The organism is Rhizobium subbaraonis (assembly GCF_900220975.1).
In the GTDB taxonomy this organism is placed as follows: domain Bacteria; phylum Pseudomonadota; class Alphaproteobacteria; order Rhizobiales; family Rhizobiaceae; genus Mycoplana; species Mycoplana subbaraonis.
In genome coordinates this window covers 49,732-63,264 of record NZ_OBQD01000003.1, presented here as the reverse complement: position 1 = coordinate 63,264, position 13,533 = coordinate 49,732, and the positions used below count along the sequence as shown (strand labels likewise).

9 protein-coding genes are annotated in these 13,533 nt (G+C 63.3%); 6 read left to right on the top strand and 3 right to left on the bottom strand.

Translation table 11 applies throughout. The features are described from left to right. The first annotated feature begins 122 nt into the window (after window positions 1-122). From CRO48_RS04820 to CRO48_RS04795, 6 genes are all read left to right on the top strand, one after another. Window positions 123-1,559, top strand: a complete 1,437-nt coding sequence (locus tag CRO48_RS04820; RefSeq protein WP_077546196.1) for a YfcC family protein — start codon at window positions 123-125, stop codon at window positions 1,557-1,559. 12 nt (window positions 1,560-1,571) lie between these two features. Continuing rightward, a complete protein-coding gene (locus tag CRO48_RS04815) occupies window positions 1,572-2,798 on the top strand; it encodes an arginine deiminase (RefSeq protein WP_077546195.1) in 1,227 nt (408 codons plus the stop codon). Window positions 2,799-2,808: 10 nt separating this feature from the next. Next, complete coding sequence (argF, locus tag CRO48_RS04810; protein ID WP_077546194.1) at window positions 2,809-3,810, top strand: ornithine carbamoyltransferase; 1,002 nt, start codon at window positions 2,809-2,811, stop codon at window positions 3,808-3,810. 2 nt (window positions 3,811-3,812) lie between these two features. Then, window positions 3,813-4,724 carry a carbamate kinase gene (arcC, locus tag CRO48_RS04805; RefSeq protein ID WP_077546219.1) on the top strand — a complete coding sequence of 304 codons (912 nt, stop codon included), beginning with the start codon at window positions 3,813-3,815 and terminating at the stop codon, window positions 4,722-4,724. Window positions 4,725-4,930: 206 nt separating this feature from the next. After that, on the top strand, window positions 4,931-7,048 hold the full coding sequence (locus CRO48_RS04800; RefSeq protein WP_077546193.1) for a heavy metal translocating P-type ATPase: 2,118 nt from the start codon (window positions 4,931-4,933) through the stop codon (window positions 7,046-7,048). A 276-nt stretch (window positions 7,049-7,324) separates the two neighbouring features. Further along, window positions 7,325-8,563: an MFS transporter gene (locus tag CRO48_RS04795; RefSeq protein ID WP_077546192.1), complete on the top strand. Its 1,239-nt coding sequence runs from the start codon at window positions 7,325-7,327 to the stop codon at window positions 8,561-8,563. 60 nt (window positions 8,564-8,623) lie between these two features. On the opposite strand, the gene CRO48_RS04790 is transcribed toward CRO48_RS04795, so the two are convergent. From CRO48_RS04790 to CRO48_RS04780, 3 genes are read right to left on the bottom strand one after another with little or no spacing between them, the layout of a single operon-like run. Then, entirely contained in the window at window positions 8,624-9,751 is a 1,128-nt protein-coding gene (locus tag CRO48_RS04790) for an ABC transporter permease (RefSeq protein ID WP_077546191.1), read from the bottom strand. Between the two features lie 2 nt (window positions 9,752-9,753). Continuing rightward, window positions 9,754-12,522, bottom strand: coding sequence for a ribosome-associated ATPase/putative transporter RbbA (gene rbbA / locus CRO48_RS04785; protein WP_077546190.1), 2,769 nt, complete (start codon window positions 12,520-12,522; stop codon window positions 9,754-9,756). Then, window positions 12,512-13,498 (bottom strand): HlyD family secretion protein, encoded by a 987-nt coding sequence (locus CRO48_RS04780; RefSeq protein ID WP_077546189.1) that lies wholly within the window; start codon window positions 13,496-13,498, stop codon window positions 12,512-12,514. The genes rbbA and CRO48_RS04780 overlap by 11 nt, the downstream gene beginning before the upstream one ends. Window positions 13,499-13,533: the final 35 nt, after the last annotated feature.

Below are 13,533 nucleotides of genomic sequence, written 5' to 3'. Positions count from 1 at the left end.
CCTTCTCTGCGCACGACGTGGGTGGCCATCCGCGGATTCCCGACACGCTCAGGTTCAAACACGATCGCCTCCCCAGCTTAGCCAGGGTGACGGTGACAACACGCAAGAAGGGGGGGTGTACCATGAGCATCGCATCGTCGGCGACCGAAGCAAGGAAATGGCGGTTTCCAACCGCCTACACCATTCTGTTCGGACTTATCGTGCTCGTCGCAGCGCTGACCTGGATCATTCCAGCCGGCCAGTACCAACGAGTGCAAAACCCCGCACTGGACCGCGAAGTTCCAGTTGCCGGTACATATAGCGTGAGCGAGGCGAACCCGCAGGACGTGTTCGACGTCATCATGGCCCCGATCGGCGGGCTCTACGACCCCGTGACCAATGCGGCTAATGCCATCGACGTTGCGCTCTTCGTGCTCATCATCGGCGGGTTCATCGGTGTCGTCGCCTCCACCGGAGCAATCAACTCCGGGATCAGCAGTGCCATGAGGTCACTCAAGGGCCGCGAGAAGTGGATGATCCCGGTGCTGATGGCGCTGTTCGCCTTCGGCGGCACCACGTACGGCATGGCTGAGGAGACGCTTGCCTTCTATGTGCTCCTGATCCCGATCATGATCGCGGCGCGGTACGATGCCGTGACCGCGGTGGCGATCATCCTGCTCGGTGCGGGCGTCGGCGTGTTGGGCTCCACGGTCAACGCCTTTGCCACAGTCATTGCGTCCGACGCTGCGGGTATTCCCTTCACCCAGGGAATCGTGCTGCGCTTCGTCATTTTGGGGCTCTCCTGGCTCGCCTGCGTCATCTATGTCATGCGTTATGCCGAGCGCGTCCGGATCGACCCCAGCCGCTCGCTCGTCTATGATCGCAAGGCGGACAACGAGGCGCATTTTCTTGCCGCACATGGCGGCGAGGCACTTGAATTTACCGGCCTGCACAAGGTCGTGCTTGTGATGTTCGCACTCACCTTCCTGGTCATGATCTGGGGCGTGCTGCGGGCCGGATGGTGGATGGGCCAGATGAGCGGCCTTTTCCTGGCCTCGGCAATCCTCATTGGCCTGATCGCGCGTCCTGGCGAGGAGAAATTCGTTGACGCCTTCGTCAACGGGGCGCGCGACCTTCTGGGTGTGGCGCTGATCATCGGCCTCGCGCGCGGCATCGTCGTGATCATGGATGCCGGAAAGATAACCGATACGATCCTGCACTGGGCTGAACTCAAGGTTGCGGGACTGGGAGAGGTCGCGTTCATCAACGTGATCTACTGGATCAATGTCCTACTCTCCTTCTTCGTGCCGTCTTCCTCCGGGCTGGCCGTTCTGTCGATGCCGATCATGGCACCCGTCGCGGACTTCGCAGGGGTCGGTCGCAACCTCGTCGTCACCGCCTATCAATCGGCCAACGGCCTGGTGAACCTGATCAACCCGACATTTGCCGTGGTGATGGGCGCGCTCGCCATCGGCCGCGTCCCCTATGAGCGCTGGCTCCGATTCATGGCGCCGCTGCTCCTCATACTCACCGTCATCATCATGGCCAGCCTCAGCGCAGCCGTGCTGCTCGCTGCCTGAAGGAGAACCAGGATGACCATTACCTACGGCGTTCATTCCGAGGTCGGCAAGCTCAGACGCGTTCTGGTCGACCGGCCGGGCGCAGCCCTTACCCGCCTGACCCCTGGCAATTGTCACGAACTGCTCTTCGACGACGTTATCTGGGTCAAGCAAGCCCGTGTCGAGCACATGACGTTCGTCGATGCGATCCGCCATCGCGGCAGCGAAGTCGTCTTCCTGCGCGAGGCGTTGGCGCAGACGATGCAGGACATGGAGGCGCGCCGCTGGTTGTTGGAGCGGCGGGTCAACGTGAACACTGTGGGTGTCGGGCTTGCCGACGATCTCAGCGCCCACCTGATGGAAATCAATTCCGACGATCTGTCGCTCATCCTCATGGGCGGCATGAGCAGGGCGGAACTGCCGGTCGCGCCAACCGGCGTGCTGGCGTCGGTCCTGCGGCCGCAGGATTTCTTGCTTCCCCCGCTCCCGAACCATTTGTTTACGCGCGACACGACGTGCTGGATCTATGGCGGTGTCACGCTCAACCCCATGCGCTGGAATGCCCGCAAGCTCGAGACGGTGAACATTGCCGCCGTCTATCGTTTTCATCCGGACTTTCGCGATGCCGGCTTTCCTGTCTGGTGGGGCGACCCGGATGAGGACTACGGACTGGCTACCGCAGAGGGCGGAGACGTCATGCCGCTTGGAAACGGCCTCGTGCTGATAGGTATGGGAGAGCGCACCACGCCGCAGGCCGTGGGGCAGATCGCGCGCGCCCTGTTCGCCAAAGGGGCCGCCGAGCGCGTCATCGCGTGCAAACTGCCCGTCGAGCGCGCCTCCATGCATCTCGATACCGTGTTTACCTTTTGCGATCGCGACCTGGTGACGTTGTTTTCGGACGTTGTGGACGGCATCACCGCCTACTCGCTGCGGCCGGGTGCGAAGGCCGGGGAAATCGACGTGCGGCAGGAGACGGGCCATCTTACGGAGGTTGTGGCGCGGGCGCTCAGCCTCAAGAAGCTGCGGGTGGTGCAGACTGGCGGTGATGCCTATGTGGCCGAGCGCGAGCAATGGGACGACGGAAACAATGTCGTCGCCCTCGAGCCTGGCGTGGTCGTTGCCTATGACCGCAACACCTATACCAACACGCAACTGCGCAAGGCTGGCGTGGAGGTCATCACGGTGCCCGGCGCCGAGCTCGGCCGCGGCCGAGGCGGCGGCCATTGCATGACTTGTCCGCTGATCCGCGATCCGATCTAGGGAGGAAAGAATGCCCGTCAATCTTGTCGGCCGCAGCGTGCTCAAGCTATTCGATTTTTCACCGGACGAAATCCGTTTTCTGCTGCGGCTCTCCGCATCGCTCAAACAGGCCAAGTATGGCGGTTACGAACAGCAACGGCTCAAAGGAAAGAACATCGCGCTGATCTTCGAGAAGGATTCAACGCGTACCAGGACCGGCTTCGAGGTCGCCGCCTACGATCAGGGTGCGCATGTCACCTATCTCGGCCCGTCAGGAACGCAGATCGGCAAGAAGGAGTCGATGAAGGATACCGCCCGGGTGCTTGGACGCATGTATGATGGTATCGAGTATCGCGGCTTTGGCCAGGTACAGGCCGAGACACTCGCCGCTCATGCCGGCGTGCCTGTCTATAATGGCCTGACGGACGAGTTCCATCCGACGCAGATTCTCGCCGATTTTCTGACCATGCGCGAGTACACGCGCAAGCACCTGTCGCAACTCTCCTTCTGCTTCCTCGGCGATGCCGGCAACAATATGGGCAATTCGCTCCTCACCGGAGCGACGTTGATCGGCATGGACGTGCGGCTTGGTGCGCCGAAGACGTGTTGGCCGGACGAGGCGTTGGTCGATCAATGCCGGGCCGTGGCGGAGAAGACCGGAGCACGGATTACGCTCACGGAGGATCCTCAGGAAGCGTCGAAAGGGTGCGACTTCGTCTATACCGACGTCTGGGTCTCGATGGGCGAACCGGATTCGGTCTGGGACGAGCGCATCAGGCTTTTGACACCCTACCGCGTCACCGCCGATCTGATGCGCGCCACGGGCAATCCCCACGCCAAGTTCATGCACTGTCTTCCGGCCTTTCACAACCGCGAGACCGAGATCGGTGAGAAGATTTATGAGCAATACGGCATCGACTGCATGGAAGTGACGGAAGAAGTCTTCGAGTCGCATGCTTCCATCGTCTTTGACCAGGCGGAAAACCGCATGCATACAATCAAGGCGATTCTCGTCGCCACATTGGGGGTGTGATCGTGCGGGTCGTTGTTGCGCTGGGCGGCAACGCCCTTCTCAAGCGAGGCGAGCCTATGACGGCGGAGGTGCAGCGCGCCAATGTGCGCAAGGCTGCGGCGGCGCTTGCCGACCTTGCCGCGCATCACGACATCGTCGTGGCGCATGGAAGCGGACCGCAGGTCGGTCTGCTTGCCCTTCAGGCGACGGCGTTGAAGGATGTTGCTCCCTACCCGCTCGACGTCATCAGCGCCGAGAGCATCGGAATGATCGGCTATCTGGTCGAGCAGGAACTGGCCAATGCGCTTCCACAAGGCACAAGGCTGGCGACATTGCTGACCCATATCGAGGTTGACCCGGACGATCCCGCGTTCGGCCGGCCGGAAAAGCCTATCGGTCAGATCTACGATTGGCCAGAAGCCGAGAGCGCGCGCGTTGCGCATGGCTGGGCGATGACAGAAGAGGCTCCCGGGCGGTGGCGGCGAGTGGTGCCGTCACCACTGCCGAAACGCATCGTCCAGATGGAGGTAATCCGCCTGCTGGTCGATGCTGGTGTGGTGACGATCTGCGTCGGTGGTGGTGGTATTCCCGTCGTTCGGGACATCTCGGGCGGCATTCAGGGCGTGGAGGCCGTTATCGACAAGGATCGTGCTGCCGGCCTGCTCGCCGCGGACCTCGCCGCCGATGCATTCCTGATGCTGACCGACGTCGATGCCGTCTATCTCGACTGGGGCACGCCACATCAGCGACCGGTTCGAGCGGCGCAACCGGCCGAGTTGGCGGCTTTTGTGTTTCCGCCCGGGTCCATGGGGCCAAAAGTGGAAGCCGCTTGCCAGTTCGCCGGGACACCCGGCCGGATCGCGGGCATCGGACGCCTGGAAGATGCCCGCGCGATTCTGGAGGGCAAAGCCGGCACGATCGTCAAGTCGGCATAGTGGTTGGCCGGCCACTTCCATTGATCTTTACCACGCACGCCGACGCCGTGCGAAGCCAGAACTTGATCTGGATTAAAGATTCGCGCGCGTTTGGCAGCGAGGTTGCACATCTAAACATTGTCTCTTCCAAAGCCTTGATCAGTGCGGCAGAACCCCTGTAGCCCGCTGTGATGGACGTCTGGACGGGCTCATACGGACGAGGAAAAATGAGTTCACCGCACTCCCATCACGATCACCGCAATCATAACCACCATGCGTCCGGCGAAGCAGCGCAGGAAGCCGGGCAAGTCGCTTCCAGCATTGTTGCTGCGGCAGGGTCCAGCCATTCGGATCACGCCGGCCACGACCACGGCGCCATGGTTGCGGACTTTCGCCGCCGGTTTTGGGTGACCCTCGTGCTTACCCCTCCGGTGCTACTGCTCTCTCCGATGATAAGAGACTGGCTCGGACTCTCGGGCGTGCTCTCCTTCCCAGGCGACGGATGGGTCCTGTTCGCATTGTCGACCATCGCCTACTTCTATGGTGGCTGGCCCTTTCTGACCGGTTTCTTCTCCGAGCTGCGCAAGGGGCGGCCCGGCATGATGACGCTCATCGCGCTGGCGATCTCGGCTGCGTACTTTTTCTCCGCCGCTGTCACGTTCGGTTTTCCGGGCGAAGCGTTCTACTGGGAGCTCGTCACCCTCATCGCCATCATGCTGCTCGGTCACTGGATCGAAATGCGTTCCGTGATGGGCGCGTCGCGCGCCCTGGAAGAGCTCGTTCGCCTCTTGCCCGATAGCGCGACCCGCATCGACGACGACGGCAAGATGCACGAGGTACCGATCTCCGCTCTCAAGCCCGGTGATCGCGTCATCGTCCGCCCGGGCGCCAAGGTTCCGGTCGACGGCGAAATCGTCGAGGGCTCGTCCGGCTTCAACGAGGCGATGCTGACGGGCGAATCGCGTCCCGTCACCAAGACGGTCGGCGCAACGGCGATCGGCGGTGCGATCAACGGCGCCAACGCCGTGACCATCAAAGTGACGAAGACAGGCGATGCGACCTATCTCGCCCAGGTCATCGATCTCGTGAAGAAAGCGCAGGCAACGCGTTCGCGGACACAGGATATCGCCAACAGGGCGGCCGCCTGGCTGACCTACATCGCCCTGGTCGTCGGCTTCGGAACGCTGTTCGTCTGGTGGCTTTGGCTTGGCGCGCCGCTTGAGTTCGCACTGGAACGCATGGTCACCGTGATGGTCGTGGCTTGCCCGCATGCCCTTGGGCTTGCCGTGCCGCTGGTGGTCGCCGTCAGCACATCGCTGAGCGCCAGCAATGGTCTTCTGATCCGTGACCGGGCGGCGTTCGAACGTGCCCGCAATCTTCAAGCAGTCGTTTTGGACAAGACCGGCACACTGACCGAGGGGCGCTTCGGCGTCAGCGACGTCGTGCTGCTCGCGGGTGGCGACGAGAACGCCGAGCTTGCCTTTGCCGCGGCAGCTGAGAGTCAGTCCGAGCACCCGATCGCTCACGGCATCGTGGCTGAAGCGAAACGCAGGAATATCAACATTCAGAAAGCCAGCGAGGTGAGCAATATCACGGGCGAAGGCATCGTCGCGAAGGTCGACGGGCAGGACATTCGCATCGTCAGCCCCGGCCATCTTGCACGACAGGGCAAACCCATCACACATGAAAGGCTGAAGCAGCTCGAAGCGCAGGGCAAAACGGTGGTGGCGCTGGTGCGCAACGGCGAAGCGCGTGCGCTCTTCGCGCTCGCCGACATCGTCCGACCGGAATCGAAAGACGCCATCGCGGAACTCACCCAGCTCGGCATCAAATCGGTCATGTTGACGGGCGACGCAAAGGGCGTAGCCGAGAGCGTGTCGAAGGAACTGGGGATCGCCGAGTACTTCGCGGAGGTGCTGCCCGATCAGAAGTCCGACAAGATCAAGGAGCTTCAGGCTCGGGGCCTGTCGGTGGCAATGGTCGGTGACGGCGTCAACGATGCGCCGGCGCTCGTCCAGGCGGATCTCGGCGTGGCCATTGGAGCCGGCACGGATGTGGCCGTGGAGTCGGCGGATGTCGTGCTCGTCAAGAGCGATCCGCGCGATGTCGCGGCGATCCTCGGTCTGTCACGTGCGACCTACCGAAAGATGGTGCAGAACCTCATCTGGGCAACCGGCTACAATACCATAGCCATCCCTATGGCCGCCGGCATCACGTTCGGCACGGGCTTTCTGATGACGCCGGCCATAGCCGCGGTGTTCATGTCAGCCAGCACCATCATCGTTGCCATCAATGCGCAGTTCCTGCGTTTTTACAGGCGCCAAGGCATGAAGGCCGTTTCATGACAAGCGTCCGCTCTTTGAGCTGCTCGCCAGACCAGCCAGGCCTCAGTCTGTTCCTGGCCGTCACCGTTCCTGACGTCTCAAATGGCACGGGGGATCGGATTCTTGTCGACGAGGCTTACCCTCACGTATCCTCACCGTTGACCTCGCCAGCGATGGCTGGTGCAGGGTGGCCTCGAATGCCCGAAAGATTCGGCCAGCTCTTCGTTCCGCCCGATCTGCGGATGTCGACGATGCCCGATCGCTCGGGCTGCGGGTTGGGCAGCAGGTCGCATCGGCATGGATCTGGCTGAACCCACCCGACTGAGCTGGAGCGCGCTCTCAGCGGTCCTCGTCGCGATGTTCGCGATCACCGTCGGCTATGGTGTCGCGTTGCCGATCCTGCCCTTCCTGATCGAGCAGATCGCCGGCAGGAGCACGCCGAAGGCTCTTTCATGGCACACGGGGCTGCTGACGGGCGTCTACATCATTGCGATCTTCGTCGGCGCGCCGGTCTGGGGACGCATTTCCGATCGCTGTGGCCGCAAGCCGATCATCCTGATGGGCCTTCTGGGTTTTGCCGCGACCTCCGGATTGTTCGCCATCACAGCAAGCCTGCCTCTTCTCTATCTCGGCCGCTTTCTTGCCGGGTTCTTCGCCGCCGCCATCACCCCGGTCGCGTATGCGCTGATCGGCGACTATGCCCCGTCGAAAGAATGGCGCGCCCATCGCTTCGCGCTGATCAACATCGCTGGAACCGCCGGCTTCTTCATCGGGCCTTTGCTCGGGGGGCTGGCGGTGCGTGTCGCTGGAAGCCTCTGGACACTCCCTCCCGACAGCTCGCTGGCAATGCCATTGCTAACGGCGACAGGCCTGGCCGTGATCGCGGCCGTGTTGGTGCTTTTCCTCCTTCCCTCCGGAACGCGGCGCGAGAGCGGCGATGCACCAACGGACGCCACACAGCTCGAACGGCGGGCGATGCTGCGGCTTCTGGCGATCGCGCTGGTGACGGCGCTCGCGATCGGCGTTTTCGAAGTCGGACTGGCGCTGCGCGGCAAGGTCCTCGGCCTAGATGCCGCACATATCGGCATCATGTTCGCCGAATGCAGCCTCGTGATGGCGGTCGTCCAGGCCCTGGTGTTCTCGCCTCTCATCAAGCCGGAGCTCACGCGCTGGTTCATCGCGCCTGGTTTGGCGACGCTTGCCATCGGGCTGGTCGTCGTTTCGGTCGTTAGTACCTCGGTCTTGATGTCGGTCGCCGTCGCGCTGGTGGCCGCGAGTGCCGGCATGCTGTCTCCGGTCGCAACCTACTGGGCGTCGTTTGGCATCCCGACCAGCCAGGGAGCGCAACTCGGCCGCATGACCGCCGCCGCGAGTTTTGGTCAGGCCCTTGGATCAGTCGCAGGCGGCGCGCTGTTCAATCTGCCGATCCTGCCCGATGCGAGCTTCGTCCTCGCCGCGCTGCTTGTTCTGGGGACACTGCTGGCCAGTATCCGGCTGCCCCGGCTCCTGATGCCGGAACCGGCAGCGAGCCGATAACTGCCGGAACAGGAATACGCGCAGTTGCGCGTGTCGTGCGATATGCTTAGACGGCGATCGTCACGATTGGCGGGCGAGCATGGCTTTGAAACGATAAAGGGCAATCGCGACGAAGCCCGCGCCAAGGCCCGCCATGATCAGAAGATCGCGCCAGACCACATCGAGACCGGCGCCGCGGTAGAGTACAGCTTGTGCGAAACGCACGAAATGCGTGGACGGCGAAAGGTCCATAATCAGCTGCAGGGCTCGGGGCATGCTCTCGAACGGCGTGAAGGAGCCGGACAGCAGGAACATGAGCACGAAGACCGGGATGGAGAGCAGCGCAAATTGCGGCATGGAGTTCGCGACCGTGGCGAGGAGGATGCCAAGCGACGTCACGGCGAAGAGATAAATGGCCGTTCCGGCAAGAAACAGTTCGATCGAGCCGACGATCTGTGTGCGCAGGACAACCTCGACCACGACGTGAAGCGAGAACGCGGCTGCCAGCAATATGACCAGCCCGTTTGCCCAGATCTTGCCGGCGATGATCTCGCTGGCGCTCACCGGCATAACCAGAAGATGCTCGATTGTTCCATGCTCCCGTTCCCGCATCACCGCGGCACCGACCAGAATGATGGCGAGGATGGTGACATTGTTGATGACGCCCATGCTGGCCGTGAAGCTGATGGCTTCGAGGTTCGGGTTGAACATCGCGCGGATCACCGGCTTGACGGGGGCGAGCGTCTCGACGGGGGCCTGCTTGAGGAAGCGTGTTGTCTCCTGCGCGACGATCTCCTGGATATAGGCGGTGCCGACGCCGGCCTGTGAGATGCTGGTGGCATCGACATTGACCTGAACGGTCGGGTTGCGGCCGGCGAGAAAATCGGCTTCCAGACCATGCGGAATGTCGAGAACGAACGTGAAAGCGCCCTTGTCCATCAAACCGTCGAGGCTCGAGCGGTCGATCTCGACCGCCGGCCGAAAATAGGGAGGCCGCAGCGCGTCCTTGATCCGGCCCGAGAGGGTCGAGCGATCGCCGTCGATGACGGCCACCTTGGCGTCGTCGACGTCAGTTCGCATCGCTGTCGCTTCGGAATAGACAGCGAAGGTGAAGACGTAGCCGATGAGCACCACCATCACGACATCGCGCGACAGACTGGCGAATTCCTTGACGCCGAGACGGAAGGCGTTTTCGATCCAGCGCCGCATCGCTACGCCCCCTGCTTGCGGATCAAGAGCCGCGCCAGCAGCAGGAATCCAAGCGCGAACGCCGCCAGCACCAGAAGCTCGCGGGCGAACGCTGGCGTTTCGAGACCTTTGGCGAACACGCCGAGGCTGATGGTCTGGAACCAAAGCGGCGGGAAGGACAGGCCCATGATGCGGCCCGGCCCCTCGAGCGAGGAGGCCGGGATCAGGAAGCCCGAATAATGCGCTGCGGTCATCGCCGTCATAATGGCGGTGCCGAAGATCGCGGCGACCTGGGTCGAGACGAAGGCGGAAACGAGAAGCCCGAATGCCGTCGCGGCGTAGACATAGACCAGGGCTGCGAGCGAGAGCGCCAGCAGCGAGCCCTTCGGCACGACGCCCAGCACGCCACCGGCGAAAGCCAGCAGGCTGAGATAGCTCAGGACGCCGATCACAACATAAGGGAGCTGCTTGCCGAGTAGATACTCGCCGACCGTCGCCGGCGACGCATAGACATTCGCGATCGACCCCATCTCCTTTTCCCGCACAACCCCGAGGGCGGTCAGCATCGCCGGGAAGATGATCAGCAGCAGCATGATCGATCCCGGCGTGATCGCGAAGACGGAACGGAAATCCTGATTGTAACGAAAGCGCGGCTCGACCCGCAGCGTCTCGGCCGGCAGTCCGTTGGCGCCACGAGGGGCGCGCGCCAGCATGCCGGCATAGGTCTGAAGCGTGCCAAGAATGTAGGCGCGCGCGGTCTCGGCGGGGAAGGTATTGCCGCCGTCGAGCCAGAAGCCGACCTCGGGCCGGCGGCCTTGCAAGAGGTCGCGGCCGAAGCGGGGCGGGACGTCGATGGCGAATTTCATCTCGCCGGCGCGCAGGCGCCGGTCGATCTCGACATCGTCGTTCAGACGTGCCTGCTCGACGAAGTACCGCGAGTTCGAGAACTGGTCGAGGAACGCCCGGCTTTCCAGAGATTGGTCGCGGTCGAGCGCCGCGTAGCGCAAACCTTCGATATCAAACGATATCCCGTAGCCGAACGCCGCCATGAGCAGCAGCGGACCGATCAGGGCGAAGGCCAGCCGGATGCGATCCCGGCTGAGCTCGAGCGCCTCCCGGCGTGCAAACGTCCAGATCCGCTTCATCGAAGCAAGGCGCGGCGTTTGCGCCACCTCGGCATTGTTGTTCAGCCTCACTGAGGTCGGCTCGACCACGCCGACCGCTTCATCAGTCACGGACGGCTCGCCGGCACCCGTACCCGCCGCATCTTCCAAACAGGCGACGAAGGCATCCTCGAGGCTTGCGGCCTTACGTGCGGCCTGGAGCTCCCGTGGCGCGCCGACCGCCAGCACGCGGCCCGCATGCATGAGAGAGACGCGGTCGCAGCGCTCGGCCTCGTTCATGAAATGCGTCGAGATGAAGATCGTCACTCCGTCGCGGCGCGACATCTCGAGCAGAAGGCTCCAGAAGCGGTCGCGGGCCGCCGGATCGACGCCCGATGTGGGCTCGTCCAGGATCAGGACGTCCGGCCGATGCAGGCACGCCGCCGCCAGCTGAAGGCGCTGGCGCATGCCCAAGGGCAAGGCGTCCGGCAGCATCTCGGCGACATTGCCGAGCTCGAAGCGCGACAAGGCCTCATCGACCCGCTCACCCAGCCCCTTGCCGCCGATGCCGCAGAGTCGACCGTGCAGTTCGAGATTGCCGCGCACGGTCAGCTCTTCGTAAAGCGAAAAAGATTGCGAGACGTAGCCGATTCGCGTCCTCGTCGAGATGTCGCGCGCATCGACCGGCTTGCCCAGGAGCTCGGCATGACCTTCGGTCGCCGGAAGCAGCCCGGTCAACATCTTCATCGTCGTCGTCTTGCCGCAGCCATTGGAGCCGAGGAAGCCGAAGATCTCGCCGCGCTCGATGCGAAAGCTGACATGGTCGACCGCGGTGAAATCGCCAAACCGCATCGTCAGGCCTTCGGCCACGATGGCTGGAGGGCCGCCGTCGGGTTCGAGACGTGGGACGGACGGCGCCGCGCGCACCCCGCGCCGTTCCGGACGCTGTAGCTCGATATAGGCCTGTTCGAGAGTGGTGGCGCCGGTGCGCGCAAGCAGGTCCGTCTGACTTCCTTCAGCGATGATCGCGCCATCGTCGATCGCCACGATTCGATCGAAGGCGCCAGCCTCCTCCATGTAGGCGGTCGCCACGATCACCGTCATGGTCGGCCGCTCGGCCTGGATACGTCCGATCAACGTCCAGAACTGGCGGCGCGACAACGGATCGATCCCGGTCGTCGGTTCGTCCAGAATGAGGAGATCGGGATCATGAACCAGCGCGCAGCACAGCCCGAGCTTCTGCTTCATCCCGCCGGAGAGTTTCCCCGCCGGTCGTTCGGCGAACGGAAACAGCCCCGTGACCCGCATGAGCTCGTCGATCCGTCGACGCCGACCATCGTCCGGCTGGGTGTAGAGCCGGGCGAAAAAGTCGATGTTCTCGTAGACCGACAAGGTCGGATAGAGATTGCGTCCGAGCCCTTGCGGCATATAGGCGATGCGGGGCGCGGCCTCGTTGCGGTGCGCCGCCGAAGCCATGTCGCCGCCCAGCACATTGACCGAACCGCGCTGAATGCGGCGAACCCCCGCGATCAAGCCGAGCAAGGTCGACTTGCCGACCCCATCCGGGCCGACGATGGCGAGCTTGCACCCGGGCAGAACGGTCAGAGCCAGATTGCGAAGAGCGATCACCTTCCCATAGGCATGCTGGACGCCCGACAGGCTGACGGCAGTGGCGGGCTCAGCCTCCATCGGGCAGCCTCGGCGCAAGTTCGGTCGGCCAAAGCGCGTCTGGGGTCACCGGAACATAGGCGTTGCCGGTCATCCCCGCCTTGACATAGCCGCGCTCGGAGGTGACCAGCGCCGGGTCGAGATGCAGCTTGACGCGATACATCAGCTTCTCGCGCTCGTTCGCCGTCTCCACGAATTTCGGTGTGAACTGCGCGTCGGCCGAAACGAACGACACGATCGCCGGCAAGACGTAGCCGCCTGGGCCGTCCAGCACGAGGCGGGCCTGCGAGCCCACCGCCACACGACCGGCAGAGGCCGTCGGAAGATAGATCGTCATATGGGCGTCCGAGAGGTCGAAGACCGTCAATATGCGCCCCCCGGCGCCGACGACCTCGCCGGTTCGGGCGAGACGGTACTCGACGCGGCCGGATACCGGGGCCTTCAACGTCATGTCGGCAATGGCGGCTTCGATCTGGCTGACCTGCGCCTCGGCAACCTCGACCGAGGCCTTGGCGTCCTCAACCGCGGCTTTAGCGGTCTGCAGAGACGCGCTTGAGATGTCGCGTTGCGCCGTGCGGCGATCGAGCTCGGCCTGGGTCGAAGTGTTCGTTCGCATGAGGTTGACGACCCGCTGGAGTTCGATTCGCGCAAGATTGAGTTCAGCCTCGCGCAGGGCAACACTCGCTTGCGCACTGGCGACGCTCTGATGGCTGCGATGGACGGCGGCGCGCGCGGCCGTCAACTGGGCCTGGATCTCGCTCGTATCGAGGCGGGCAAGCACGTCGCCCTTGTTGACGTTCGCGCCCTCGTCGACCAGGACTTCAGCCAGTCGCCCGGCATACTTGCTGGTGATGTCGACCCGCTCGACCTCGATCCTTCCATTCACTCGCGCCAGGCCTGCTGGAACCCGGTTCTGCGTACCGAGCCAATAGACATAGCCGCCGGCCACAGCAGTGCCAACCAACACGGCGATGACGACAACGGATGATCTGCGCACCTTAGATTCCCTTAAACAGCGAGCGCCCGTCGAGC